At 71.2% G+C, this 26034-nt stretch carries 21 protein-coding genes and 1 tRNA gene; 3 read left to right on the forward strand and 19 right to left on the reverse strand.

Annotated features, from left to right (window positions below; translation table 11 throughout):
• Positions 1-29: 29 nt before the first annotated feature.
• The 10 genes from atpA to RF645_RS02655 form a co-directional block, all read right to left on the reverse strand.
• Positions 30-1676, reverse strand: coding sequence for a F0F1 ATP synthase subunit alpha (atpA, locus tag RF645_RS02610; protein ID WP_137801701.1), 1647 nt, complete (start codon positions 1674-1676; stop codon positions 30-32).
• A 110-nt stretch (positions 1677-1786) separates the two neighbouring features.
• On the reverse strand, positions 1787-2602 hold the full coding sequence (locus RF645_RS02615; protein WP_153005671.1) for a F0F1 ATP synthase subunit delta: 816 nt from the start codon (positions 2600-2602) through the stop codon (positions 1787-1789).
• Positions 2599-3147, reverse strand: a complete 549-nt coding sequence (locus RF645_RS02620) for a F0F1 ATP synthase subunit B (RefSeq protein ID WP_006215212.1) — start codon at positions 3145-3147, stop codon at positions 2599-2601. Before RF645_RS02620 ends, RF645_RS02615 begins: the two co-directional genes overlap by 4 nt.
• Positions 3148-3201: 54 nt before the next feature.
• The gene (locus RF645_RS02625) at positions 3202-3402 is read right to left on the reverse strand and encodes an ATP synthase F0 subunit C (protein WP_024290781.1); all 201 of its coding nucleotides are present in this window, start codon (positions 3400-3402) and stop codon (positions 3202-3204) included.
• 125 nt (positions 3403-3527) lie between these two features.
• A complete protein-coding gene (gene atpB, locus RF645_RS02630; RefSeq protein ID WP_051452724.1) occupies positions 3528-4262 on the reverse strand; it encodes a F0F1 ATP synthase subunit A in 735 nt (244 codons plus the stop codon).
• Positions 4263-4315: 53 nt separating this feature from the next.
• Positions 4316-4582 carry a hypothetical protein gene (locus RF645_RS02635; RefSeq protein WP_368818551.1) on the reverse strand — a complete coding sequence of 89 codons (267 nt, stop codon included), beginning with the start codon at positions 4580-4582 and terminating at the stop codon, positions 4316-4318.
• A gap of 149 nt (positions 4583-4731) precedes the next feature.
• Entirely contained in the window at positions 4732-5196 is a 465-nt protein-coding gene (locus RF645_RS02640; RefSeq protein WP_058871258.1) for a hypothetical protein, read from the reverse strand.
• Complete coding sequence (locus tag RF645_RS02645; protein WP_053447151.1) at positions 5193-6323, reverse strand: glycosyltransferase family 4 protein; 1131 nt, start codon at positions 6321-6323, stop codon at positions 5193-5195. Before RF645_RS02645 ends, RF645_RS02640 begins: the two co-directional genes overlap by 4 nt.
• The gene (locus RF645_RS02650; protein ID WP_058871259.1) at positions 6320-8341 is read right to left on the reverse strand and encodes a nucleoside-diphosphate sugar epimerase/dehydratase; all 2022 of its coding nucleotides are present in this window, start codon (positions 8339-8341) and stop codon (positions 6320-6322) included. The genes RF645_RS02645 and RF645_RS02650 overlap by 4 nt, the downstream gene beginning before the upstream one ends.
• Before the next feature lie 173 nt (positions 8342-8514).
• Entirely contained in the window at positions 8515-10341 is a 1827-nt protein-coding gene (locus RF645_RS02655) for a glycosyltransferase (RefSeq protein WP_058871260.1), read from the reverse strand.
• A 253-nt stretch (positions 10342-10594) separates the two neighbouring features.
• On the opposite strand from RF645_RS02655, the gene RF645_RS02660 reads away from it, so the two are divergent.
• Positions 10595-11566: an NAD-dependent epimerase/dehydratase family protein gene (locus RF645_RS02660; protein ID WP_368818553.1), complete on the forward strand. Its 972-nt coding sequence runs from the start codon at positions 10595-10597 to the stop codon at positions 11564-11566.
• A 106-nt stretch (positions 11567-11672) separates the two neighbouring features.
• On the opposite strand, the gene RF645_RS02665 is transcribed toward RF645_RS02660, so the two are convergent.
• From RF645_RS02665 to argS, 9 genes are all read right to left on the reverse strand, one after another.
• The gene (locus RF645_RS02665) at positions 11673-13043 is read right to left on the reverse strand and encodes an L-threonylcarbamoyladenylate synthase (RefSeq protein ID WP_235586752.1); all 1371 of its coding nucleotides are present in this window, start codon (positions 13041-13043) and stop codon (positions 11673-11675) included.
• A 59-nt stretch (positions 13044-13102) separates the two neighbouring features.
• The gene (gene prmC / locus RF645_RS02670) at positions 13103-13957 is read right to left on the reverse strand and encodes a peptide chain release factor N(5)-glutamine methyltransferase (RefSeq protein ID WP_058871262.1); all 855 of its coding nucleotides are present in this window, start codon (positions 13955-13957) and stop codon (positions 13103-13105) included.
• Positions 13957-15078: a peptide chain release factor 1 gene (prfA, locus tag RF645_RS02675; protein ID WP_201023874.1), complete on the reverse strand. Its 1122-nt coding sequence runs from the start codon at positions 15076-15078 to the stop codon at positions 13957-13959. The genes prmC and prfA overlap by 1 nt, the downstream gene beginning before the upstream one ends.
• A gap of 144 nt (positions 15079-15222) precedes the next feature.
• Positions 15223-17319, reverse strand: coding sequence for a transcription termination factor Rho (rho, locus tag RF645_RS02680; protein WP_058871263.1), 2097 nt, complete (start codon positions 17317-17319; stop codon positions 15223-15225).
• A 309-nt stretch (positions 17320-17628) separates the two neighbouring features.
• Positions 17629-18606, reverse strand: a complete 978-nt coding sequence (thrB, locus tag RF645_RS02685) for a homoserine kinase (protein WP_024290793.1) — start codon at positions 18604-18606, stop codon at positions 17629-17631.
• A gap of 5 nt (positions 18607-18611) precedes the next feature.
• Positions 18612-19721, reverse strand: a complete 1110-nt coding sequence (thrC, locus tag RF645_RS02690; protein ID WP_006215225.1) for a threonine synthase — start codon at positions 19719-19721, stop codon at positions 18612-18614.
• Positions 19722-19860: 139 nt separating this feature from the next.
• Entirely contained in the window at positions 19861-21186 is a 1326-nt protein-coding gene (locus tag RF645_RS02695) for a homoserine dehydrogenase (protein WP_368818554.1), read from the reverse strand.
• A gap of 57 nt (positions 21187-21243) precedes the next feature.
• Complete coding sequence (lysA, locus tag RF645_RS02700) at positions 21244-22821, reverse strand: diaminopimelate decarboxylase (protein ID WP_235586753.1); 1578 nt, start codon at positions 22819-22821, stop codon at positions 21244-21246.
• 2 nt (positions 22822-22823) lie between these two features.
• Positions 22824-24494, reverse strand: coding sequence for an arginine--tRNA ligase (gene argS / locus RF645_RS02705; protein ID WP_058871265.1), 1671 nt, complete (start codon positions 24492-24494; stop codon positions 22824-22826).
• 141 nt (positions 24495-24635) lie between these two features.
• On the opposite strand from argS, the gene RF645_RS02710 reads away from it, so the two are divergent.
• Together RF645_RS02710 and RF645_RS02715 are read left to right on the forward strand one after the other, a co-directional pair.
• Positions 24636-24708: transfer RNA gene (locus tag RF645_RS02710), tRNA-Arg, on the forward strand.
• A 338-nt stretch (positions 24709-25046) separates the two neighbouring features.
• The gene (locus tag RF645_RS02715; RefSeq protein WP_368818555.1) at positions 25047-26000 is read left to right on the forward strand and encodes an LPXTG cell wall anchor domain-containing protein; all 954 of its coding nucleotides are present in this window, start codon (positions 25047-25049) and stop codon (positions 25998-26000) included.
• Positions 26001-26034 lie beyond the last annotated feature (34 nt).

The raw sequence follows: 26034 nt of genomic DNA on the forward strand, positions 1-26034 counted from the left end.
TCACGCGCGGCGCACCGCAGCGGAGGGCGTCAGTTGGCGCGGGTGCTGCCGCTGGCGGAGATCTGCTCCTGGCCGACCTCGTCGTCGGACAGCGGCTGGCTCTCCTCGTGGCCCTGGGCGTGGTTGTCCCGGTTCGTGCCGCGGAAGTCGCGCTTGACCTCGGCCACGGCGCTCTCCAGCGCCTCTACGGCGTCGCTCTCGAGCTTGCCGCTCGAGACGATCGAGTCGGTGACGTTGGTGGTGCGGCGGACCTGATCGATCAGAGCGCGCTCGAAGTCCAGGACGTCGGCGACCTCGATGTCGTCCAGGTGGCCGTTGGCACCGGCCCAGATCGAGACGACCTGGTCCTCGACGCGGTACGGCGAGTACTGCTTCTGGCGCAGCAGCTCCATCAGGCGGGCGCCGCGGGTCAGCTGCTGGCGCGAAGCCGCATCCAGGTCCGAGGCGAACATGGCGAAGGCCTGCATGGAGCGGTAGGCCGCCAGGTCCAGCTTCAGCGTTCCGGAGACCTTCTTCATGGCCTTGATCTGCGCGGCGCCGCCGACGCGCGACACCGAGATGCCGACGTCGACCGCGGGACGCTGATCCGCGTTGAACAGGTCCGACTGCAGGAAGATCTGGCCGTCGGTGATGGAGATGACGTTGGTGGGGATGAACGCCGAGACGTCGTTCGCCTTGGTCTCCACGATCGGCAGGCCGGTCATGGAGCCTGCGCCCAGCTCGTCCGAGAGCTTGGCGCAGCGCTCGAGCAGGCGGGAGTGCAGGTAGAAGACGTCACCGGGGTAGGCCTCGCGTCCCGGCGGGCGGCGCAGCAGCAGCGACGTGGCGCGGTAGGCCTCGGCCTGCTTGGAGAGGTCATCGAAGATGATCAGGACGTGCTTGCCGCCGTACATCCAGTGCTGGCCGATGGCCGAGCCGGCGTACGGAGCGAGGTACTTGAGACCGGCCGAGTCGGAGGCCGAGGCCGTCACGATGGTCGTGTACTCGAGCGCGTTGTTGTCCTCGAGGGTCTTGCGGATGCCCGCGACCGTGGAGGCCTTCTGGCCGATGGCGACGTAGATGCAGCGGACCTGCTTGTCCGGATCGCCGGTCTCCCAGTTCTCGCGCTGGTTCAGGATCGTGTCGATGCCGATCACGGTCTTGCCCGTCTGGCGGTCGCCGATGATCAGCTGGCGCTGGCCGCGCCCGATCGGGACCATGGCGTCGATGGCCTTCAGGCCGGTCTGCATGGGCTCGTGGACCGACTTGCGCATGGTCACGCCCGGGGCCTGCAGCTCGAGGGCGCGACGGCCCTCGGCCTCGATGGGGCCCAGATCGTCGAGCGGGTTGCCCAGGGTGTCGACCACGCGGCCGAGGAAGGCGTCGCCGACCGGCACGGAGAGGATCTCCCCGGTTCGCTCGACGGTCTGGCCCTCGTCGATCTCGCGGAAGTCGCCCAGGACGACCACACCGAGATCGCGCACGTCCAGGTCCTGGGCCAGGCCCAGCTCGCCGTTCTCGAAGCGCAGCAGCTCGTTGGCCATGACCGAGGGCAGGCCCTCGACTCGGGCGATGCCGTCGGCGGCGCTGGTGACGCGGCCGGTCTCGGTGCGTTCGGTGGTGCCGGGCTCGTAGGACGCCGCGAACTCCTGGAGCGCGCTGCGGACCTCATCGGCATTGATGGTCACTTCGGCCATCTCGTGTCCCTGCTTCCTCGTTCGTGATCATCGTGTCGATGACCAGCTGTTTCGTCTGTGCGGTCGGATCTTCCCGACCGGCGGGCGCGGTGCGGCGTCCGGTGGCGGCCTCAGGCGCGGATGCGCTCCTGCAGCTCGTTCAGCCGTGCTGCCACGGAGCCGTCGATCACCTCGTCGCCGACGGTGATCCGCAGACCTCCGACCAGCGTGCGGTCCTCGTCGAGCACGATCTTCAGCTCGCGGCCGTAGAGCCGCGAGAGGGCGCCGCGCAGGCGCTCGACCTGTGCGTCGTCGAGAGCTCCGGCGTAGCGGACGCGGGCGATGCCGCCCTCTCGGACCTCGGCGAGCAGCTCGGCCCAGTCGGCCAGCACCCGGTGCGGGCGGTGGGCCCGCGGGGTCAGGATGGCCTGCTCGGCGAGCAGGCGACCCTCCTCGCGCAGCGACGGGGCCACGCGATCCAGCAGACGCAGCTTGGCCTCGCGCGGAGCTCGTGCGTCCGTCAGCGCCTGCTGCAGCTCGGGGTCCTCCTCGAGGACCGCCTGCATGCCCAGGGCGTCGTCGACGACCGCGTCCAGGCCCTCGGGGCCCATGCGCCGCTCTGCCGCGAACCCCGCCAGGACGACGGCCGAGGACTCGAGGCCCTCGGTGAACGCCTCCTCGGTGGCCCACGTGCGGCTGCTCAGCAGTTCGAGGATCCCGGTGGCCGCATCCCCCAGCGCCGTGGAGAAGATGCGCCGCGCCAGGGCGCCGCGCTCCTCGCCGGAGCGAGAGGGGTCGGTCAGCGAGCGCCGCAGCAGATCATTGCCCTGCACGGCCTCGAGCGCGTCGAACAGCTCGCGCGAGATGCTCGAGTGCGCCTGCTCCGCCCACGGGCGCAGCAGCGACGCGACATCCACGCGTCCGAGCTCAGACCGTGCGGCGCTCACTGCTGGGCACCCTGATCGGCCGGCGCGCTCTCGAGCTCGGAGATGAACCGATCGATGACGCGACGCGAGCGATCATCGTCGGAGAGGGACTCCCCGACGACCTTGGACGCCAGCTGCGTGGCCAGCGAGCCGACCTCGGTGCGCAGCGACAGCGCGGCGGAGGAGCGCTCGGCGGCGATGGCCTTGTGCGCGTTCTCTGTGATCCGAGCGGACTCGCTGTTCGCGCGGTCCTTGAAGTCAGCCAGGATCTTCTCGCCTTCGAGGCGAGCCTCCTCGCGGATCTTCTGGGCCTCGAGACGGGCGCTCTCCAGCTGCTGGTTGTACTCGTCGCGAGCGCGGTCGGCCTCGGCCTGGGCCTGCTCGGCCTTAGCGAGCCCGCCCTCGATCGCCTCGCTGCGCTCGGCGTAGGTGCGCTCGAACATCGGGACGATCCACTTGATCGCGACGAACAGCAGGATGAAGAACCCCACGGCGGTGACCAGCATCTCCCAGCCATTGGGGATCAGCGGATTGGCCGCCTCGGCAGCCATGATGTCAGTGGTCATGGACGTCGTTCCTGTTCTCTTCGGCTCCTGTCAGATCTCCACTACCGCGGAGGATCACAGGAAGAACATGACGAAGCCCAGGATGGCCAGGGCCTCGACCACGGCGAAGCCCATGAACAGCATGGGCTGCAGGACGCGCTGGGCCTCCGGCTGGCGGGAGACGGCCTGCATGTACGCGGCGAAGATCAGACCCACGCCGATGCCGCCGCCGATGGCAGCGAGACCGTAGCCGATGGCGGAGAGCGAACCAGTGATATCCATTCTTGGAGATTCCTTTCAGACTGCCCGCGCAGTGCGAGCGGTGTGCCACGAATGGCGATTGACAGGTCGGAGCGGTACTCCGCGTGTGGCTCGGTCGCTGCCGAACCAAGACTGTGGGGTCAGTGCCCTTCCTTCAGTGCGCCGTCGACGTAGACCGCGAACAGCAGCACGAAGATGTAGGCCTGGAGCACCTGGATCAGCACCTCCAGGAAGAAGATGAAGATGCCGAGCACGAGGGCGCCCAGTCCGCCGAGGAACCCGAAGCCGCCCACATTCACGAAGAGGTGGGACATGAGGCCGGCCGAGACCATGATGGCCATGTGGCCGGCGAACATGGTGGCGAACACACGCAGAGCGTGGGTCACGGGGCGGATGATCAGGTTCGAGAGGAACTCGATCGGGATCAGGATGACGTAGAGGATCTTGGGGACGCCCTCCGGCATGGTCATCTTGGCCATGAACTTCCCGAAGCCGTGGCGCTTGATCCCCACGCCCACCCAGGCGACGTAGGCGATGATCGCCAGCACGTAGGCCGAGCCGGCGTGCGACATGGTCGGCAGCTGGAGGACGGGGATGGACCCGAAGAAGTTGTTCACCAGGATGAAGAAGAAGAAGGTGAACAGCCACGGCAGCCAGGGGCGCAGCTCCTTCTCGCCGATCAGATCGCGACCCAGCGAGTTGCGGACGAAGCCGTAGGCGACCTCACCGAGGTACTGGCCCTTGGACGGCACGAGCGACTGGCGCCGGATGGCCCAGAGGAAGAAGAAGGAGATCAGTGCCACCGACAGCAGGATCAGAAGCATCTGCTTGCCGAAGGCGAAGGACCCGATCTCGAACAGCGGCGGGAGGTGCATGTCCTCCACGCCGGGGACCTCTAGGCCTGTTCCCTCGAGGGGCGGCGCGACAATCACTGGCGGTCCTTTCTGCTGCCGCCGTCCCAGCTCCGGTGAGTCTCGGAGTGATACGGGGCGTCTCGGCGTTTCCGGGCGGCACCATGATCCTGCGGGTCCTCGCTGATCCGCAGCCCGGCCTGCAGGCGGAGGTAGGAGAGAGCGAGGCCTGCCGCGAGCCCGAGGCCCGCACCGGCATAGACCATCCACTGTGTTCCCACCAGGTAATCCAGCATGAATCCTATCAGACCCCAGAAGGCCGTCCCAATCACGAGATAGGTCATGATCCCCAGTGCGGCGCGGTTCCCACCGGCCTGCACGAGCTCCCCCGCGGTGCTCAGCGGGCTCTTCTCAGCGGCTGATCCAGCCTCCGGGGAGTCCTTGCCCGCGGATGCTCTCGGCGTATGGTCTGGGTGCTGTGCGGGGTCCATCGTCAGGTCCTCTCGGAATCGCCGTCCGGCACGGCGACGTCGTAGATCGGCATGCGGGCTCGGCGCAGGCCGGTGGCCATCCCGCCCAGCCACGCCCCCACGGCCACAGCGGCCGCTGCCATCAGCCAGTGGGGCCTCAGCCAGCCCGGGGTCTCGACCGAGGCCATCAGCATGGCCCCGACGAGCACCAGCACGAGGTAGGCGAAGAGCATGACCAGCGGAGGGGCATAGGCCGACAGCCCGCTGGCCCACCACAGCGCCAGGCCGGACAGCGCAAACGGGACGGCGACGACCGCCGAGGCCGTCGCCGCCGAGGCGGCAGCACCTCCCCCGGAGATGATCGCGGCCGCGACCACGAGCGCCAGGCAGGCCGCGGCACCGGCGATCAGGCCGTGGCGCAGCATCACTGCCCAGGGGCTTCCCCCGACGGTGCTCAGGCGCCGGCGAGGGTCTCGACGGACGCTCATGCGCGCGCCTCCTGGGCCTCGGCGGTGCGTCGTGCGCCGAGCAGGTGGGGCAGGCTCAGGTACAGCGCGAGCACGGCCAGCACGGCCAGGCCCGGCACGACGGCCGGCAGCCCGCTCAGCCACAGGCCGGTGAGCCCCACCAGGGAGACGACCACGGTGAAGACCGCGACCGTCAGGGACGAAGCCGCATGCGAGAACCCGATGTCCGTGAGCCGCTGGTAGACGTGCTCGCGGTGCGGGCGCCACCATGGATCGCCGCGGCGGATGCGCCGCAGCAGGGTCCAGCCCGTGTCCGCCAGGTACACGGACAGCGCGGGCAGCAGGTACTCGACGTACACCCCGGACAGGAAGGCCGCGATCGCGATCATGATCAGCGATCCGCCCAGCAGGTAGGAGCCGACGTCGCCCAGGAAGACGGAGTCGCGCGAGAAGTTCCAGGGGAGGAAGCCCAGGAAGGCGAAGGCGACCACGAGCCCGGCCACGATCATCCACACCAGGTCGTTGGAGGCCCCCGCCCAGGAGTAGACCAGGCCGACCACGAAGCCGTGCATCCCGGAGATGCCGTTGAGGCCGTCCATGAAGTTCGCGACATTGATGTAGGCGACTACGGCGATCGCGCACACCGGCCACCACCAGATCCCGGTGCCCAGGATGAGGGTCAGCGCCCCGGCGCACACCAGGCCGATCAGCAGCTGCCCGGCCAGGCGCCAGCGCACCGACAGCCCGCGGATGTCCTCGCACCACCCGAGCCCGGCGGCCAGGGCCGTGCCGAGCAGCACGACGAGGGCGACCGAGCGGTCGACCTCGACGGCCCCGAGAAGCAGGGCCAGCAGCTGCACGACCACCACGGCGGCCGCCACCGCCAGGCCCATGCCGCGGATCACGGTGCGTGTGTGGGAGGAGCGCTCATTGGGGATGTCCACCACGCCCAGTCGGCGCAGCACGGGCTTGACCACCAGCGGCATGGCCAGGCTCAGCACCAGGGCTGCGGAGCCGAAGATCAGGCCCAGGTGCAGCAGGGACTGCAGCTCCTCGGCGGTCGGCCAGGCGCCGGGATCGGTGGCGAGCACCGAGATGTCCTTGTTCTCGGCACTGAGCTGCAGAGCGGGGATCGCGGCGGTGCTCATGAGGCGCTGTCCTGATCCTGGTCGTACGGCAGCTCTTCGTCGCCGCGGCACGCACCACCGGCAGCGGTCCCGTGCTCGGGCTCTTCCGCGTGAGCGGAGAGGGAGGCCCGGCGTGCGGCGCGGAACTCCGTGGGCGCAGGCTGGGAGTGCGTTCGCACCACGGGGATCATGCCGGTCGTGGGCATGTTGCCGCGCAGCTTCCAGGTGTGCCGGTCCAGGCCCTCCGGGGACAGCGCCGTCGCCTTGGCATGCGAGATCTTGGGGTGGAAGGGGCGCTCGTCCGACTCGCCGAGACCGATCAGCTCCTCGTGCAGCTTCTCCCCCGGGCGCAGCCCGGTGATCACGATCTCGATCGACTCGCGCCCCGACAGGGTCCGCAGCCGCTCGGCGATGTCGATGATGCGGACCGGCTCGCCCATGTCCAGGATGAGCACCTCGCCGCCGCGGGCGATCGCCCCGGCCTGGACCACCAGCTGGCAGGCCTCCGGGATGGTCATGAAGTAGCGGGTCGCCTGTGCGTCGGTGACCGTGATGGGCCCGCCCTGGCGGATCTGCTCCGTGAACAGCGGGAGCATGGATCCGCGCGAGCCGAACACGTTGCCGAAGCGCACCGAGGCATACCGCTTGCCGGTCTCCTGGGCCATCCAGGCGGTGAGCTTCTCGGCCACGCGCTTGGAGTGCCCCAGTGCGGTCGTGGGGTTAGCGGCCTTGTCGGTCGAGACGTTGACGAACACGCCCACGTCCGCCTTCCGTGCGGCCTCCAGCACGTTGAGGGTGCCGAGCACGTTGGTCTTCCATGCCTCGTCGGGATAGGTCTCCAGCAGCGAGACGTGCTTCAGCGCCGCCGCGTGGAAGACGACCTCCGGTCGGCGCTCGAGGAACAGCTGCTCGAGCGCCTCGGCATCGCGGATATCGGCCAGGACGGTGTCCCGGCCGTCGAGCAGGCCGCGGCCCGTGATGGAGATCTGCGTGGACTGCAGGTTGGTCTCGTCGCGGTCGAGCATCATCAGCTCGCCGGGCTCGAAGGCCAGCAGCTGGCGGCACAGCTCCGAGCCGATGGAGCCGCCGGCACCCGTGACCAGCACCCGCCGACCCGTGATGTAGCCGGAGATCTCCTTGGAGTCGATGTCCACGGGGCTGCGCCCGATCAGGTCCTCGAGGTTGACATCGCGGATGTCCACGCTGGTGCCGGGGCCGGTGAGCATGGACGACAGCGGCGGCACGGTCATCACGCGCGTGCCGGTGCCGGCGACCGTGTCCGCCACCCGCTGCAGCTTCTTGGAGTCGACCCCCGACAGGGCCACGAGCAGGATCTGCGAGCGCGTCTGCTCGAGCACCTGGGTGGCGTCGTCGAGCGTGCCGAGCACCGGGACCGAGGAGATGCGCAGGTGCTTCTTGGCGGGGTCGTCGTCGATGATCCCGACGGGCACGTACTCCGAGTCCGGGTCCTGCATCATGCGCTGGATGATGAACGTGCCGGACTGCCCCGCGCCGTAGACGACCACGTGCTGGGCCGCCTCGCCGGGCTTGGACGCGGACTCCTGGTACATGCGCTTGAGGTAGCGGAAGGCGGCCATCAGCAGGCACGCGAACGGGAAGGCGATCAGCGCGACTGAGCGCGGCACCCCGATCGACGGGCCGGTGATCAGCAGCAGGATCTGCAGGATCGCCGCCACGATCACGGTGACGACCACGAGCAGCTTGGCCTCGTCGAAGCTGCCGAAGGAGTAGCGGCCCCGATAGAGGGCGAAGGAATAGCCGACGGCCAGCTGCGAGACGACAGCGACGACGCACACGGCGAACATCCCGATCGGGCTGATGAAGTCCAGGTTGAGCTCGTAGCGCAGCGCGAGGGCGACGGTCATGGCCACGATCCAGGACAGCGAGTCCAGGATCATCTGGATCCACAGCCACGCGGTGGGCTTCTCATCGGCCGCGGCTCGGCTCAGCGCGAGCGAGGCGGAGCCGGTCAGACCGGTGGAGGATGCGGCTCCGTCGCCGTCCTGCGGTGGCTGCATCGGGGTCGGTCCCTCCTGGAGACGTACGGGAGCGCTGTGCCGGCCGCCCGAGCAGAGCCCTCGCGGGGGCTGCGACGGAGCGCCCGAAGGTGCGCGGGCCCGGCAGTCGGTCCGTCCAGCTTAGAGGCAGGCGGACCCGCGACCCGGTAGGCCGCCCCTGTGCGGGAGGCGGATCACACGCGGCGAGAGCTCACCAGCGCGCGGAAGCTGCGCTCGCGCAGCCGCCGCGGGATGAACCGGTAGCCGCCGCGCACCACCACGTTGCGCGCCAGCTCGAGCCGGCCCACGTGACCCAGGCCGAAGAGCCGGGACTGCAGCTGCATCTCGGCGGCGAAGACCCGGAGGCCGCCACGGCGGGTGTAGGCGCCGTCGGAGACGCGGTAGCCCACGAGCGGCTGCGCGACGTTGCGGACCCGGGCCCCGGCGCGCATCATCCGCACCCACAGCCAGTAGTCCTCGGCCAGAGGCAGCTCCTGGTAGCCGCCGACGGCCTCGACCGCGCCGCGGCGGAAGACGGCTGCGGGATGGGATATGGGATTGCGCAGCCTGGAGATCCGCGCGATGCGCGCCGGATCCGTGGGCGCCTGGCGCAGGGCCAGGACCTCCTCCCGATCCCCGATCTCGTTCATGGACGCCCCCACCAGGTCGGCGCCGTCGCGGATCAGGGGCAGCTGCTCCTCGAAGCGCTGCGGGTAGGAGATGTCGTCGGCGTCCGCGCGGGCGATGATCTCGTGCGTGCACAGCCGCATCCCGTGGCGCAGCACGGCCGTCAGCCCTCGGTTCTCGGGCAGGTCAGCGCGCACCACGTCGATCGGTGGCTCGGCCGAGCGCAGCTGCTCGGTGATCTCCTCGAGCGCTGCGGCCATCTCGGGGGCCACGGGGCCGTCGCGCACGATCACGACCTGGCTCGGGCGCACGGTCTGCTCGAGGGTGGACGAGGCCACCGCACGGCGGAAGCGCTCCGGGGCGTCCCCGGCGTAGACCGGCAGGAGCACGGAGAACTCGGGCAGGGCCTGCTCGGAGGCGGGCTCCTCCGACTGCGACTGCGCTCCCTCGAGCCGCCACACGCCATCCAGGACCTCGGCATTGCTGCGGGGGGCGCTCAGGGAGTCCCGAACGCCTGCGGCCAACCGCCGCAGGACCTGTCCGCGCTCCTGCGATCCGCGCAGGGTCCGCAGCCACAGCCGCGCGGTCGCCCCGCCGTAGAGCACCTTCTCCCACGGGGCCAGCGAGGTCGAGCGGGTGAAGACCCACAGCTTGTTGCGGACGTCGTAGTAGAAGCGCGGGCCCGGATCCGAGTCCGTGGTCACCGGCCGGGCCGTGTGATGCACGACCTGGGAGGCCGGCACCTGGAGGGCATCGCTCCATCGAGCCAGCCGTGTGGAGAACTCGAAGTCGTCGTTCCAGATGAAGAAGTCGGCGATGGGCGCAGCGGTCGCGCGCACGGCATCGCCGTCGAGCAGCAGCGCGACGAACGAGCCCGAGCGGATCGTGCGGGCGCCCACGGCCTCGGCCCGCCGACGGCGCCCGGCACCGGCTCCGATGCGCTCGATCATCGAGTTCATGGGGTGCTCGGTGCCGTCGGTCCACAGCACGCGGCTGGCCACGAAGGCGGGACGGCGGCCGCCGCGGGGGTCGTAGGCCCGCCAGGCGCCCACGGCCGCGGACAGCGCCTGCGGAAGGGGCTCGGTGTCGTCGTCCATGACCCAGATCAGGTCCGCGCCGTGGTGATGGGCCGCTCGATCGATCCCCACGGCGAAGCCTCCGGCGCCCCCGACGTTGCGCGGCAGGCGGATCAGGTCCACGTCGATCTCGCTGCGGCGGGCGAAGTCCTCCACGACGCTCACGGAGTCGTCGTCCGAGGCGTTGTCCACGACCACGATGGTCTCCGGTGAGCGTTCGCCGGAGGCCAGGCCCTGCAGCGTGATCGTGAGCAGGCGAGCTCGATTGAAGCTCACGACGACGGCGACCACCACGGGCTCGCTCGCAGAGACGGGCACAGCTTCAGCTCCAGACGGGAATCGAGGATTCGGGTCCGAGGACCGGTGCGCGGGGCTCGGGGGCTGCGCGGCCTGTCTCGGGTTCCGGAACATTAGCACCGGTGCCTTCGCCCGTTCTGTGATCCTCCAGGAGCCTGCCTGAGGCTCCCCTGGACGGTTCGTGCATCCGCTTGCCGGATCCGCGGCCTCTGTACGATGAGCAGCGATGGGCCGCGGCGCCGCGGTCCGCGGGTCTGCAGACAGGAGAGTTCTCATGACGGCGAGGAACTGGCGGGTCGTGGGTGCGACCGGCTTCGCAGGATCGGCGATCACCGCCCGGCTGCGTGCCGAAGGCCACACCGTCCAGGCCGTCTCCGCTCCGCGGCTCTCCAGCAGCGCGCGCACCGTCCACCACCTGATGGGTCGCGCCCGGGACCTGGAATCCGTCATCGACTACCTGGCCGACTCGTTCGCCGGTGCAGATGTGGTCGTCAACGCCGCGGGACTCGCCCGCCCCGATGGCACCGATCAGGACGCCCTGGTGGGCGCCAACGCCCTCCTGCCGCTGCTGATCCTCGCCGCGGCCGAGCGCACGAGCGTCACCCGCGTGATCCACCTGTCCACCGCGGCGGTCCAGGGCAGCACGCCGTGCCTCGACGAGACCACGCAGACGGATCCCTTCTCCCCCTACTCGTTCTCCAAGGCCCTTGCCGAGCGCGCCCTGCTGCGCGTGCTGGACCGCGAGGCCGATACCCGCGAGGGCCTGCCCGAGCTCGTGCTGCTGCGCGCGACCTCCGTCCAGGGCCGGGGACGCTCGACCACCCAGCGCCTGGCCAGGTTCGCCGCGACCCCGCTGAGCTCCGTGGCCGGCGACGGCACCGCGCACACCCCGGTGACCTCCTCGGAGGCCCTGGCGGAGCTCGTGGCCAGTCTCGGCACCTTCAAGGGCGAGCCGCCCCGGATCGTGCTGCAGCCGTGGGAGGGGGCCACGACCGCCTCGATCCTGCGCGATGCCGGCCGTCGGGAGCCTCTGCACCTGCCCACCGTCCTGTGCCGGGCGGCAGTGCGCCTGGGCTATCTGATCTCCTCGGCCGCCGGGTCCCGCTGGCATGGCCCGCTGCGCCGGATAGAGGTCACGTGGTTCGGCCAGCAGCAGGTGCCCGGCTGGGTCCAGGAGCACGACATGCTCCCCGCCCCCGCCATCACGCCCGTGCTGCGCGCCGTGCACACGGCCCAGGGCCGCTGAGCCCCGGCACGCATCCGGCACCTGCGCCGCTGGGCGCGGAAGGGCCCGCCGGGCTGAGGATCGGCTCCTCTGCCCGACGGGCCCTTCGTGCTGCAGTCCCTGTGCCTCAGCGCTGCTGGTCCACCCCGGCCTGCGGCAGGAAGGCCTCCGCCTGGTCCTCCGGCACGGCGCGGGCCACGAGCGCGCTGGCCTGCGCCACCCCGAGCGGGCGAGTGCTCTCGGGATCCCTGCGCTGCGGACGGGTGCGGTTCTGGTCGGGTGCACCGTGCCTCCCGCCTCCTCCGCCGGCAGCCACGACGGCGGCTGCGGCCGAGACCCCTGTGGCGGCGCTGGCCCCTGCGAAGTCCTCGGGCCCAGGTGCCGCGGAATCCTGCTCGGCGCGAGCCTGCTCCACGATCCCGATCTCCGGGTCGGCGACGGTGCTGCCGCCCGAGCCCGCGTGTCTGCCCTGCGGCCCGGACGGCTCGTCGGCTCCGGCGGGGTCCTGATCGGGACCGGTCTGCTCGCCGGAGGCATCCTGGCTGCGCTGACCGGGGCCCTGCACCGACGACTCGTCGGCGGCTTCCCCGTCCGCGGAGGAGACGGCGTCGGGCTGCGCCGTCTCCTCCTCGGCATCGCTCGGGGCCCTGCTGCCGTCGCGGGCGATCACCGAGGGGACGACCTCGCGCAGGCGGGTCAGGGAGATGCGGCCGTCGCGCACGACGACCGGAACGCCGCCGGTGCAGTCGACGATCGTGGAGGCCACGGGCTGTGCGTCGGCCGTGCCCTCCCCAGCGGGGTCCATGCCCTCGGTGCGCGGGCCGTCCTCCAGGTAGACGCGCACCGAGTCGCCGAGCATCTCGCGGGCCTGCTCGGCGGTCACGGCGGCTGTCATGCCGGTGCGGTTGGCCGAGGACACGGCCAGCGGCCCGGTCTCCTGCAGCAGCTGCTGGGCCACGGGATCGTCGGGCACGCGCAGCGCGACCGTGCCGCGGGTCTCGCCCAGATCCCACTGCAGGGACGCCTGCGCGTGGCAGATGAGCGTCAGTCCGCCGGGCCAGAAGGCTCCGGCCAGGGCGCGGGCCTCCTCCGAGACGGAGTCCGCGAGCCCGTCGAGCACGCCGCTGTGGGCGATGAGCACGGGCGGGGGCATGGTGCGATCGCGGCCCTTGGCCTCGAGCAGGCGCTGCACGGCCTCGGCCGAGAACGCGTTGGCCGCGATGCCGTAGACGGTGTCGGTGGGCATCACGACGACCTGGTGGCGGGCCAGCTCGCGGCGGGCGGCATCGACAGCGGCGCCGCGCGAGCGCTCGTCCTTGATGCGGAAGAACTCCGCGGGCACAGGCGCCTCCGCCTGCTCCTCGGCCTCCTGCTCGGGCTCGACGTTCTCGGGGGCTTCCTCCAGGGACTGCTCGGCGTCCTCGGCCGGAATGGCGTCCCGGGGCTGCGCTGCGAGGTCGTCGGGGTTCTGGGGGCGATCGCTGGAAGTGTCGTTCACACCGTTCATTGTTGCACTCCGCCGCCCCTGTCCACCCCCGACGGCCCCTGCGGTCCCGATCACGCGAGGACCCCGCTGGTGGCCCTGGGCCGACCCGTCAGGTCCTGATGCAGCTGCACCTGCTCGAATCCCGAGCTGCGCATCTGCTCCTGCATGTCCTCGGCCTGCGACTCGGCGTGCTCGAGCACGCACCAGCCGGCGGGGCGCAGGAGCTGGGCCGCCGCGGCGATGATCCGACGCGGCATCTCCATCCCGTCGTCTCCACCGCCCCACAGCGCTGCCGCGGGATCGTGCTCGAGCACCTCCGGCTGGGTGATGGGCTCGCGGGCCGGAACATAGGGGGGATTGCTCACCACGGCCGCGCAGCGCCCCCGCAGATCCTCGGGAGCATGCGTGGCGTCGCCCTCGCGCAGGTCCACCCGGGTGCCCTCGAGATTGCGCCGTGCCCAGTGCAGGGCCTGCGGGTCGAGCTCGATCGCGTGCACCCGGGCGTGGGGCACCTCGTCGGCGACAGCGGCGGCGATCGCCCCCGAGCCGGTGCACAGGTCGACGACTACCGGGCGCGCCTCCCCGTCCGCCTGGTCCTCGCGCAGGCGCTCGACGAGCAGCTCGACGAGCAGCTCGGTCTCCGGGCGCGGGATGAAGACCCCCGGCCCCACCTGGATCGCCAGGCGGCGGAAGGGGGCCGTGCCCACGATGTGCTGCAGCGGCTCGCGGGCCGCGCGCCTCTCGACCAGCTCGTCGAGGCCCTCGGGCGCGTCCGCGCCGATGATGGCGCGCGCGGCGACCTCTCCGCGCTGCAGTCCCAGCAGGTGCCCGGCCAGCTCCACGGCATCGGCCTCCGCAGCGGGCACCCCCGCGCGCTCGAGCCGTGCCGTGGCCCGGCGCAGCGCCTGGGCGAGGGTCTCGGCCATCAGCCGAGGTCCTGGGCGCCGGCGCCCTGGCCGATCTGCTGGAGCCGGTGCTGCTCGTCCAGCTCGATCGCGGATTCGATCACGGGCCCGAGCGCTCCGTCCAGCACGGCGTCGAGGTTGTAGGCCTTGTAGCCGGTGCGGTGATCGGCGATGCGGTTCTCGGGGAAGTTGTACGTGCGCACCCGCTCGGAGCGGTCCATCGTGCGCACCTGGCTGCGCCGGGCCTGGGAGGCCTCGGCGTCGAGCTGCTCCTGCTGGTGGGCCAGGATGCGCGCGCGCAGCACGCGCATGGCCGCCTCCTTGTTCTGCAGCTGGGACTTCTCGTTCTGCATGGCCACGACGATCCCCGTGGGCAGATGGGTGATCCGCACCGCCGAGTCGGTCGTGTTCACGGACTGCCCGCCGGGGCCCGAGGAGCGGTAGACGTCGATCTTCAGGTCGTTCTGGGTGATCTCGACCTCCTCCGGGGCATCGACCTCGGGGAAGGCCAGCACGCCGGCGGCGGAGGTGTGGATCCTGCCCTGCGACTCGGTGGCCGGGACCCGCTGGACGCGGTGCACGCCGCCCTCGTACTTGAGTTTGGCCCACACGCCCTCGGCCGGGTCCTGGGAGCGTCCCTTGACCGCGATCTGGACGTCCTTGTGCCCGCCCAGGTCCGCGGGGGTGTCGCTGAGGACCTCGGTCTTCCAGCCCTGGGACTCCGCGAAGCGCAGGTACATCCGCAGCAGATCGCCGGCGAACAGCGCGGCCTCCGCACCGCCCTCCCCCGCCTTGATCTCCAGGATGGCGTCACGGGCGTCGTCCGGGTCCCGCGGGATCAGCAGCCGGCGCAGCCGCTCGCGGGCCGGGTCGATCCGGGCCTGCAGCTGCTCGGCCTCCGCGGCGAATTCGGGGGCCTCAGGTGCCAGCTCGCGGGCCGCCTCCAGGTCCTCGCGCAGGGCCTGCAGCTCCCGATGGGCGCCCACCACCCGGTCCAGCTCCGCATAGCGGCGATTGAGCCGACGGGCCAGCAGCTGGTCGGCATGCACGGACGGATCCGCAAGTCGCTTTTGCAGCTGCTCGTGCTCCTGGAGGATCGCCTCCAGGGGCCCGGTACCCTCACGGGCTTCGATCTCGGTCACGGGTTCGCGCTCTCCTGAGGGGGCTGCGGGCCGGGCGACGGCGGTCGCCGGGCGGGGATGGCATGCGACCGGTCGACGGACGCATGACGGCTCAGCCCCGAGGACCGCTCGTCGAGCGGACCCCGGGGCTGGTCGCGAGGGACCTCAGCGGTCGTCGTCCGCCTTGACGTTCAGCGTGGTCTTCTGGACCTGCATGAGGAACTCGGCGTTCGACTGGGTGTCGCGCAGCTTGGAGGTCAGCAGCTCGAGGGCCTGCTGCTGATCCAGGCTCGAGAGCACTCGACGCAGCTTCCACATGATCTTCAGCTCATCGGCGCCCATGAGGTTCTCCTCGCGACGGGTGCCCGAGGAGTTGACGTCCACGGCGGGGAAGATGCGCTTGTCCGCCAGCTGACGGGACAGGCGCAGCTCCATGTTTCCGGTGCCCTTGAACTCCTCGAAGATGACCTCGTCCATCTTGGACCCGGTCTCCACCAGCGCGGTGGCGAGGATGGTCAGTGAGCCGCCGTTCTCGATGTTGCGCGCGGCGCCGAAGAAGCGCTTGGGCGGGTACAGCGCCGCCGAGTCCACGCCGCCGGAGAGGATGCGCCCGGAGGCCGGAGCCGACAGGTTGTACGCACGGCCCAGGCGGGTCATGGAATCCAGCAGCACCACGACGTCCATGCCCAGCTCCACGAGGCGCTTGGCGCGCTCGATGGCCAGCTCGGCCACGGTGGTGTGGTCGTCCGCGGGACGGTCGAAGGTCGAGGCGATGACCTCGCCCTTCACCGTGCGCTGCATGTCCGTGACCTCCTCGGGGCGCTCGTCCACGAGCACCATCATGAGGTGGACCTCGGGGTTGTTCGTGGTGATCGCGTTGGCGATCGACTGCAGCATCAGCGTCTTGCCCGCCTTGGGCGGGGAGACGATCAGGCCGCGCTGGCCCTTGCCGATCGGCGAGACCAGATCGACCACTCGCGGGCCGACCTTCTTGGGCTCGGTCTCCAGGCGCAGGCGCTCCTGCGGGTAGAGCGGCACGAGCTTGGAGAACTCGGTGCGATCGCCCTGCTCCTCCGGCTTCTTGCCGTTGACGCTGGTCAGCTGCACCAGGGCGTTGAACTTCTGGCGCTGGCCGCGCTGGTTCTCCTCGCCCTCGCGCGGGGCGCGGATGGCGCCGACGACGGCGTCGCCCTTGCGCAGGTTGTTCTTCTTGACCTGGGCCAGCGAGACGTAGACGTCGTTCGGGCCGGGCAGGTAGCCGGAGGTCCGCACGAAGGCGTAGTTGTCCAGCACGTCCAGGATGCCGGCCACGGGCAGCAGGACGTCGTCCTCGGTCAGCTCCGTGTCATCGACCTCGGGGCCGTTGCCGCCGCGGTTGCGACGGTTGTTCCGGCGCTCGTTGCGGTCGTTGCGATCATTGCGGCCGCGGTTGCGACGGCTGCGGCGCGAGCCGCCATCGTCGTCGCCGTTCTGGTCGCTGCCGCCCTGGCGCTTGGACTGCTGCTTGCCGCCCTGGCCGTTCTGGCCCTTGCCGCCGCCGTTCTGGCTGTTCTGGCCCTTGCCGCCCTGCTGGCCGCCGTCGTTCTGGCCGCCCTGGCCCTTGCCGCGGCCCCTGCCGCGGCCGCCGCCGTCGTTCTGGCCGTTGTGACGGCGCCCGCCCTCGTCCGAGGACTCGGAGTCGTCGTGGCCGCCGTTGCTCTGGCCGGCGCTGTTCTGAGCGCCCTGATCGTCCGAGTCGGATTGACGTCCCCGGCCGCGTCGCTGGGAGCGCGAGGGGCGCCCGCCCTCGGAGCGCTGCTGGGAGTCATCGCCCGACGGGGCGTCCTGCCCGGACTCCGAGCCGGACTGGCTCTCGCGGTCCTGCCCCTGTTGCTCGCCCTGCGAGCCTTCGGAGCCCGAGGAGCGGCGGCCGCGGCCGGTGCGCGCGGAGACCTTCGGCAGATCGCCCGCCTCGGGCTCCACCTTCGGCTCCCCCGCCTGGGCCGAGGAGGCGTCATCGCCCTGGGCCTTGGCGGCGGCGCGCTGCGCGGTCTTCTCGATCTTCTCGGCCACCTCGACATCGCGCTCGGCGACGGCGCCGCCGCGCTGATGCGCCTGGATGGCGTCGACCAGCAGCGACTTGCGCATGCGGCGAGCCCCGGTGATGCCCAGCTGCGCGGCGAGGGCCTGCAGCTGAGCCAGCTTGAGGCCCGAGAGGCCGGTGCCCTGGTTCTGCTCGGAGTTCTGATCCGTACCTGAGGTCAGGTCGGTGGATTCGGTCACGAAGGTTTCCTTCTCCCTCGGTGGAAGGCCTCGGCACTCAGACGCCGGACCTCTTGTGCATGGTGGCGGGCCGCAAGCTGCGGGCCTGATCGCGCTGCAGATGGCGACGATCTCGCCGACGGAGCCCCCATCCGATGAGATGCCCGCCCGACGGCATGCACGCAGGCCGTGCCGAGGGCGATATCGCGATGGAGACTGGACGAGCCGTCCTGCCGGAGCAGGCGGGGCTTGCGTCGGGTCGGGCGGAGACTACGAGCACCCCCGGCGGACCTCGGTCTGCTGGAGCGGACTCGAACGCCCGTGCGCATCCTAGATGCTGTATGGATGCTCGCTCACCTTAGCACCCTGCTGAGGCACGGACAGGCGCAGAACACGCCAGGTGACGTGCTCGCTGCCCGGGCCCTGGTGCGCGGCGAGCTCGCCGATGGCCTTCTCCGCGGCATCAGCGGACGGCGCGGAATCGGAGAGCACCAGAACGGTGGGTCCGGCTCCCGAGATCAGCGCGGCGTGCCCCTGCTCCCGCAGCGCGGCCACCAGGGCCGCGCTGGGCTCCATGGCCGGTGCGCGGAAGGGCTGGTGCAGGCTGTCGGCGGTGGCGGGCATCAGGTGCTCGGGGCGATGCGACATGGCGTCGATCAGCAGGGCGCAGCGCCCGGCGTTGCGGGCCGCCTCGCGGTGGTCGACCGTCTGGGGCAGCAGCGAGCGCGCCAGCGCCGTGGAGACCTCGTAGTTGGGGATCGCCACGATCGGCACGATCTCCGGCAGCACGTCCACGGGGGCCGTCCGCCAGGCCCCGGGCTCGCCCCACGAGATCGTCAGGCCGCCGTAGAGGGCCGGAGCCACGTTGTCCGGATGACCCTCCATGCCGGCGCAGACCTGGAAGACGGCGTCCTCGTCGAGGCGCTGCTGCTCGGCGAGCAGGGCGTTGCCGGCCACCACTCCCGCCACCGCGCAGGCGGCCGAGGAGCCCATGCCGCGGCCGTGGGGGACGCGGTTGCGCGCCACGATCCGCATGCCGGGCTGCTCCTGAAGGCCTGCCGCGCGCCAGGCGGCGCGGACGGCGCGCACCAGGAGGTGGTCCTCCGTGCGGGGCACGGACTCGGAGCCCTCCCCCTGCAGCTCGAACTCCAGGCCCGATTCCAGGACGGTGAGCTCGATCTCGTCGCGGTGCTCCAGGGCCAGGCCCAGGGTGTCGAAGCCGGGGCCCACGTTGCCGGTCGAGGCCGGGACGCTCACGGCCACGGAGCGCCCCGGGACCAGGACCTCGCGCCAGTCGCGACGCGCCACGGGGCTCACTCGAGGCCCAGAGCGGAGGCGACGGACACGACGTCGAAGTCCACGCGCACCGGCTCGGCGGCATGCGGGTCCTCGGCCTCGGCGCCCTTCACGGCCCACTGCGGGTCCTTGAGACCGTGGCCCGTCACCGTGATGACGATCCGCGCACCGGCAGGGACCTGGCCCTGCTCGTGCTTCTTGATCAGGCCCGCCACGCCGGCGGCGGAGCCGGGCTCCACGAACACGCCATCGCGCGAGGACAGGAAGCGCTGAGCGGCGATGATCTCGGTATCCGAGACGGCCTCGATCAGTCCTCCGGAGTCGTCGCGCGCGGCGATCGCGGTGTCCCACGAGGCGGGGTTGCCGATGCGGATCGCGGTGGCCACGGTGTCCGGGTCATCGATCGGATGCCCGGCCACCAGCGGCGCCGAGCCCTCGGCCTGGAAGCCCCACATGGTGGGGGTCTTCGTGGCCACGGCCGGCAGGACGTCGCCCTGGTCGTTGGTGAACTCGGCGGCGTACTCCTGGTAGCCCTTCCAGTACGCGGTGATGTTGCCCGCGTTGCCGACCGGCAGGATGTGCAGGTCCGGAGCATCGCCCAGGGCGTCGACGACCTCGAAGGCGCCGGTCTTCTGCCCCTGGATCCGGTACGGGTTCACGGAATTGACCAGGAAGACCGGGTAGGACTCAGAGAGCTTGCGCGCGACCTCGAGGCAGTTGTCGAAGTTGCCGTTGATCTGGATGATGTCGGCGCCGTGGGCAACGGCCTGGGCCATCTTGCCCATGGAGATCTTGCCCTCGGGCACCAGCACGGCGCAGCGCATGCCGGCCTGCTTGGCGTAGGCCGCGGCGGAGGCGGAGGTGTTGCCGGTCGAGGCGCACACGACCGCCTTGGCGCCTTCCTCCTTGGCCTTGGTGATGGCCATGGTCATGCCGCGGTCCTTGAAGGAGCCGGTGGGGTTCATGCCCTCGAACTTGACCCAGACCTCGCAGCCGGTCAGCTCGGACAGCGCGCGGGCGCGGATCAGCGGGGTGCCGCCCTCGCCCATCGAGACGACGGGGGTGGAATCGGTGACCGGAAGGCGGTCGCGGTACTCGTTGATGACGCCCTGCCACTGATGTGCCATTGCTGCTCCTCGCTTCGCTGCGGCTGCCTCGCCCGGTGGGCGGTGCCGCGGGGTTGTCACTGCGTTGTCGTGCCGGGGCCGCTGGGGCTCGTCGGACTCGCGGGTCCGCCGGCCCGTGCGGCTGCGGACGAATCCGTGCTCAGTCGTCGGCCTCGACCCGGATGAGCCCGGAGAGGTCGTAGACCACGTCCAGGCCGCGCACGGCCTCGACGGTGCGCACGAGGTCCGCGTTGCGGGCCCGGTGCGTCACGATGCGGATCTCGGCCAGGTCCTCCCCGGGGCGGCGGGGATCGTCGCGGACGTCGTCCTGGCGCATGGTCGAGACCGAGACGCCGTGCTCGGCGAACACCCCGGCCACCGCCGCGAGCACCCCGGTCTGATCGGGGCACAGCAGGGTCAGGGAGAAGCTGGTCTGGACGTCGTCGACGCCGGTGGCCGGCAGGCCCGCGTGCACGACCGGGCCGATGCCCGGTCCTCCGGCCACGACGCGGCGCAGGGCCGAGACCAGATCCCCGAGCACGGCAGAGGCGGTGGGCCCGCCGCCGGCACCGGGGCCGTAGAACATGAGTTCCTCAGCGCCGTCGGCCTCCACGAACACCGCGTTGTAACCGCCGTGGACGCTGGCCAGGGGGTGGGTGCGCGGGATCATGGTCGGCACCACGCGCAGGTTCACGCCCGAGGAGACCCGCTCGGCCACGCCGAGCAGCTTGATCACGAAGCCCGCGGAGCGCGCGGCCTCGACGTCCTCTGCGGTGATCCCGCGGATGCCCCGGCAGTAGACGTCGTCGATCGTGTACCACGAGTGGAAGGCCAGCCCGCCCAGGATCGCGACCTTGGCGGCGGCGTCATGGCCCTCCACATCAGCTGTGGGATCGGCCTCCGCGAAGCCCAGGCGCTGGGCCTCGGCCAGGGCGTCGTCGAACGAGGCCCCGGTGGTGTCCATCTGGTCGAGGATGTAGTTGGTCGTGCCGTTCATGATGCCGAGCACGCGGCGGATGCGGTCCCCGGACAGCGACTCGAGCACCGGGCGCACGATCGGGATGGCCCCGGCCACGGCGGCCTCATAGTTCAGGGTGGTCCCGGAGGCCTCGGCCGCCTCGTGCAGCTCCTGTCCGTGCCGGGCCAGCAGCGCCTTGTTGCCGCTGACCACGGGCTTGCCGGCATTCAGCGCGCTCAGGATCCGGGTGCGGGCCGGTTCGATGCCGCCGGTCAGCTCGACGACCGCGTCGGCGGCGTCGATCAGCGACTCGGCGTCGGTGGTCAGCAGCTGCTGCGGCAGCTCGACGGTGCGCTGGGCGGAGGTGTCGCGCACGGCGATGCCGATCAGCTCGGGTCGGGCGCCGATGCGACGGGCCAGCTCCTCGGGCTGCTCGAGCAGGACGCGGGCCACCTCGGCGCCGACATTGCCGGCGCCGAGCAGGGCGATTCGGACGACGTCAGGACGGGTGTCGGGTGCGTGGGTCACGTGGAGGCTCCAGACGGGTGGGGTCGGGGCGTTCGGGTGGTCGGGTGCTGCGGAACTTCAGCGCTCGGCGAGGCGCAGCGGGCGGGAGGCCTCGGGGTCCTGGGAGACGTCGCGGGCGAAGAGGTCCTCCTCCGTCTCGCCGCGCACGATCAGCCGGGCCTCGGGGATGCCGTCGACAGTGCGCACCGCGACCACGCCCGGACGCGGCAGCCAGTTGTAGTTGCTGGACAGCGCCCAGCAGTACGCGCCGGTGGCGGGAACGGCCAGCAGGTCGCCGGCGCGCACGCCCTCGGGCAGGTAGGCGCTGTGCACCAGGATGTCGCCGGACTCGCAGTGCTTGCCGACCACGCGGGACAGCGCGGGGGCCTGCCCGCGATGCTCCTCGGCACGGTCGGCCACGACCACCGAGTAGTCCGCGCCGTAGAGCACGGGGCGGGCGTTGTCCGACATGCCGCCGTCGACCGAGAGGTACCGGCGGCGCAGTCCGTCCCGGACCGTGACGGACTTGCACGTCCCCACGGTGTAGAGGCTGATCCCGGCGGGACCGGTGATCGAGCGGCCCGGCTCGACGGAAAGGTGCGGGATCTGCAGGCCCAGCCGCCGGCAGGACTCCTGGACGGCCCGGGCGATGTCCTGGGCGACGGCCGCGGCCGGGCGGGGAGCATCTGCGGCGGTGTAGCCGATCCCGTAGCCGCCGCCGAGATCCAGCTGCGGCAGCGTGACGCCGAAGCGGCGCTCGACCTCTCCCATGAGCCCGAGCACGCGATCGGCGGCCTGGGCGAAGCCGTCGGAGGCGAAGATCTGCGAGCCGATGTGGCAGTGCAGGCCCATCAGCTCGATGTCCGGGTGCGCCACGCAGCCGCTGATGGCGTGCAGCGCCGGGGACTCTCCGTCCTCTGCGGCCATGGAGAGCCCGAACTTCTGGTCCTCGTGCGCGGTCGCGATGAACTCGTGGGTCTCGGCATGGATGCCCGGGGTCACCCGGATCATCACCGGCGCCTTCACCCCGAGCGTGCGGGCCAGTCGCCCGACGAGCTCGATCTCCTGCAGGGAGTCCACGACGATGCGGCCCACGCCGGCGTCCAGCGCCATGGTGATCTCCGCGGCGGACTTGTTGTTGCCGTGCAGCGCCATGCGCTCGGGCGGCATGCCGCCGCGCAGCCCTGCGGCCATCTCGCCGCCGGAGGCCGTGTCGAGGTTGAGGCCCTCCTCCTGCACCCAGCGTGCGATCTCCGGGGTCAGGAAGGCCTTGCCGGCGTAGTAGACGGAGGCCTCCGCGCCGATCGCGGCGAAGGCGTCCTGGAAGGCCGTGCGGAACTGTGCTGCTCGCTGGCGGAAGGCGTCCTCGGAGACCACGTAGAGCGCGGTGCCGTAGTGCTCGGCCAGTGCGGTGGTGGGGATGCCCGAGACGGTGAGCGTGCCCTCGTCATCGCGGCCGAACTGCTCCGGCCAGATCTTGGGATCCAGGCTGGTCCAGTCCTGCGGGACCTCGAGCCACTCGGGCGCCAGCGGACTGGGGCCAGTGTGGATCTGCTCCCCCCGGGCGGGCTCCAGCAGCGGGACCGGCTGCAGCCGGAACCCGGTGGTCACGACGTCCTCGGCCGGCTCCTGCGCCGGATCGCTGTCCAGGGGCATGCTCACATCCTCTCCGGTGCGCTCACGCCCAGCAGCTCGAGGCCGTTGGCCAGGACCTGGCGCGTGGCATCGTTGAGCCACAGGCGGGTGCGGTGGGTGTCGGTGATCTGCTCGTCGCCCTGCGGGGTCACGCGGCAGGCGCCGTACCAGCGGTGGTAGGACCCGGCCAGCGCCTCCAGGTGGCGGGCCACGCGGTGCGGCTCGCGCAGCTGCGCGGCCTCGGCGACGATCCGCGGGTACTGCCCCAGCCCTGCCAGCAGCTCGGTCTCGGTCTCGTGGGAGAGCAGGGAGGCGTCGAAGGCGGCCGCGCCGTCCTCAGCGGTGCGGCGGACCCCGATCTCGGCGGCATTGCGCCCCACCGCGCAGGTGCGGGCGTGGGCGTACTGGACGTAGAAGACCGGGTTCTCGTTGGAGCGCTTGGTCAGCAGGTCCAGGTCGATGTCGATGTTGGAGTCGATCGAGTACCGGGTCAGCGAGTAGCGCGCGGCATCCACGCCGACGGCCTCGACCAGGTCCTCCATGGTCACCACGGTTCCGGCGCGCTTGGACATCCGCACCGCCGCCCCGTTGCGCACCAGGTTGACCATCTGCCCGATCATGACCTCGACCCGATCCGGGGAGTCGCCCAGCGAGGCGGCCACTGCCTTCAGGCGCGCCACGTAGCCGTGGTGATCCGCGCCCAGGAGGTAGAGGCACAGGTCCGCTCCGCGGTCGCGCTTGTCCTTGTAGTAGGCGATGTCGCCGGCGATGTAGGCGGCCTTGCCGTCCGACTTCACGACCACGCGGTCCTTGTCGTCGCCGTGATCGGTGGAGCGCAGCCACCACGCGCCGTCGGCGAAGTAGAGGGCTCCCTGCTCCTTCAGCTGTTCGAGCAGGGCCTCCACGGAGCCGTCGCGGAACAGCGAGTCCTCGTGGAACCAGACGTCGAAGTCCACGCCGAACTCGTGCAGCGACTGCTTGATGTCGCCGAACATGAACTCGACGCCGGCAGCGCGGAAGGCCTCCTGCGGGTCCTCGGACTCGAGCGCTCCGGGCTCTGCCTCCAGCACGCGCTGGGCGATGTCCGAGATGTACTCGCCGCCGTAGCCGTCCTCCGGGGCGGGCTGGCCCTGGGCCCGGGCCAGCAGGGAGCGTGCGAAGCGGTCGATCTGGGCGCCGTGGTCGTTGAAGTAGTACTCGCGGGTGACGTCTGCGCCCTGAGCCTGGAACACGCGAGCCAGGGAGTCGCCGACGGCGGCCCAGCGGGTGCCGCCCAGGTGGATGGGGCCGGTGGGATTGGCCGAGACGAACTCGAGGTTGATGCTGCGGCCCTGCATGGCGGTGCCACGGCCGAACTCCCGGCCCGCCTCCACGATGGAGCGGGCGAGCTCGCCTGCTGCGGCGGCGTCCAGGACGATGTTGAGGAACCCGGGCCCGGCGATGTCGACGGAGGCCACGCCCTCGATCTGCTCGAAGCGGGCCTTCAGCACTGCGGCGACCTCGCGCGGGGGCATCCCGACCTTCTTGGTCAGCTGCATGGCCACGTTCGTGGCCCAGTCCCCGTGCTCTCGGCTCTTGGGACGTTCCACCTTCAGCTCGGGCAGCTGCGCATCCTCTGCGAGAGCGAGCTCCCCCGAGGCGACGGCCTGCTCGAGGCTGGCGGACAGGGCTGCGGAGAGTTCTTCGGGAGTCACCGGGACAGTGTACCTGCGGGCCTCCGCCGACCGGGTCGTCCGACGGGGCCGCGACGGGCTGCCCGCCGATGCGACCCGGGGCGGCCGTGGTGATAGAGTCGTCGGGTCGATCACGGCATCCGTGCCGGAGCATCGACCCCCGCCCGAGTAGCTCAGGGGATAGAGCGCCTGCCTCCGGAGCAGGAAGTCGTAGGTTCGAATCCTATCTCGGGCACTTCCGGCCTGAGCCGCGACCCCGCCCACAGACGAGGTCGCGGCTCAGGCTTTTTCCATAGCTGTCGCCCTCGCCGTCAGAGCCGTGGGCCACTCCGGCTCAGGGCATCTCTGCCACCACCACGGTCGCCGCAGGTCAGGGACGCCGAGCAGTCTCGCGAACCTCGACCGCGCGACAGATGAGCCGCCAAGAAGTCACAGTTGAAAACATGTGACGGAATATAGGTGTGGGCTCTCACGTGGACCTACTCCGAGGCCATTCGCGACTCGTCGGTGACGCGTGGGCGCGCCCTCATCCGAGTCCTCACGTCGGCACCCCCCCCCAGGCCGACAAGGCCTTTGGAGCACCATGCACAGCAGCGGAACCCCCTCCCCCACCAGCCTCTCGAGCGGGACACCAGCCTCTCGAGCGGGAGCGGATCCGCACCGCGTCGCGCGGCACGGCGCACGGCAGCCCGTCGGCTCGCCGCAGGCTCCCTGGCCGTCTACCGCGAGGTCCGCGACGCGACCCTGACGGTGACCCTGCCCGCAGGCTCCGACAGCCCGTCGGTCTCCGCCACACCCCGGCTGTTCATCGCCGACGAGCCGGCCATCGTGGCGGCCCACTACGGGACGCAGCTGACCTCGACCTCCTCGCCGGCAGTGCCGACGCCCACCCGGGTCGTGATCGCCGACGGCACCGTGACCTGCACCTACGACTTCCCGTATATCCCCGCCGAGTCGCGCATGATGCTGAGCTTCCAGGGCCACGGGTACGTCAACGGCACCCAGCAGTTCGCCTCCGCACTGCTCTACGGAACGCGCGTGAACCCGAAGATCGACTACAGCCCGGGCCTGGGCACCGAGGAGGACCCCTACCTCTACGAGCTGCGCGACCTGATCCCGGGAGAGACGGTCTCCGTGCGCGTCCCGAACCCACTGAGGAACCGACCGCCGAACCGACGCCGGAGCCCGCACCGGCCCCGACTCAGGCACCCACGCAGCAGCCGTCGGAGGAGCCCGTCGTCCCGCAGCCGAGAGCCACGTCGAGCCCGAGCGCCGCGGTCCCGGGCGACGGCTCAGACGGCGCGGGCCCAGACGCCGGCCCCGCGCCAGAGCCGACCCCGGCCGCACCGGAGCAGGCCGCTCCTGCGCAGGAGGCCGAGCAGCCCCCCCCCCGCTGAGCAGTGGTGGGGCGAGCAGCTGCCGCACGCCGGTGTCTCGAACGGATCGGTGGTGATCGCCGGCGGCGTCCTGCTGATGGCCGGAGCTGGCCTGGTGGGAGCGACCGCGCTGCGGCGCCGCCGGTCCTGAGAGCTGAACCGCCGAGGCGGCTGTGAGCGCTGAA

The organism is Kocuria sp. CPCC 205260, assembly GCF_040981045.1.
GTDB classification, from domain to species: domain Bacteria; phylum Actinomycetota; class Actinomycetes; order Actinomycetales; family Micrococcaceae; genus Kocuria; species Kocuria palustris.

Coding starts and splice junctions, on each gene's coding strand:
- atpA (WP_137801701.1), bottom strand. CDS start 1,676: ATGGCCGAAGTGACCATCAATGCCGATGAGGTCCGCAGCGCGCTCCAG.
- RF645_RS02620 (WP_006215212.1), bottom strand. CDS start 3,147: ATGACCACTGACATCATGGCTGCCGAGGCGGCCAATCCGCTGATCCCC.
- atpB (WP_051452724.1), bottom strand. CDS start 4,262: ATGCACCTCCCGCCGCTGTTCGAGATCGGGTCCTTCGCCTTCGGCAAG.
- RF645_RS02635 (WP_368818551.1), bottom strand. CDS start 4,582: ATGACCTATCTCGTGATTGGGACGGCCTTCTGGGGTCTGATAGGATTC.
- RF645_RS02640 (WP_058871258.1), bottom strand. CDS start 5,196: ATGAGCGTCCGTCGAGACCCTCGCCGGCGCCTGAGCACCGTCGGGGGA.
- RF645_RS02645 (WP_053447151.1), bottom strand. CDS start 6,323: ATGAGCACCGCCGCGATCCCCGCTCTGCAGCTCAGTGCCGAGAACAAG.
- RF645_RS02650 (WP_058871259.1), bottom strand. CDS start 8,341: ATGCAGCCACCGCAGGACGGCGACGGAGCCGCATCCTCCACCGGTCTG.
- RF645_RS02660 (WP_368818553.1), top strand. CDS start 10,595: ATGACGGCGAGGAACTGGCGGGTCGTGGGTGCGACCGGCTTCGCAGGA.
- prmC (WP_058871262.1), bottom strand. CDS start 13,957: ATGGCCGAGACCCTCGCCCAGGCGCTGCGCCGGGCCACGGCACGGCTC.
- thrC (WP_006215225.1), bottom strand. CDS start 19,721: ATGGCACATCAGTGGCAGGGCGTCATCAACGAGTACCGCGACCGCCTT.
- lysA (WP_235586753.1), bottom strand. CDS start 22,821: ATGCCCCTGGACAGCGATCCGGCGCAGGAGCCGGCCGAGGACGTCGTG.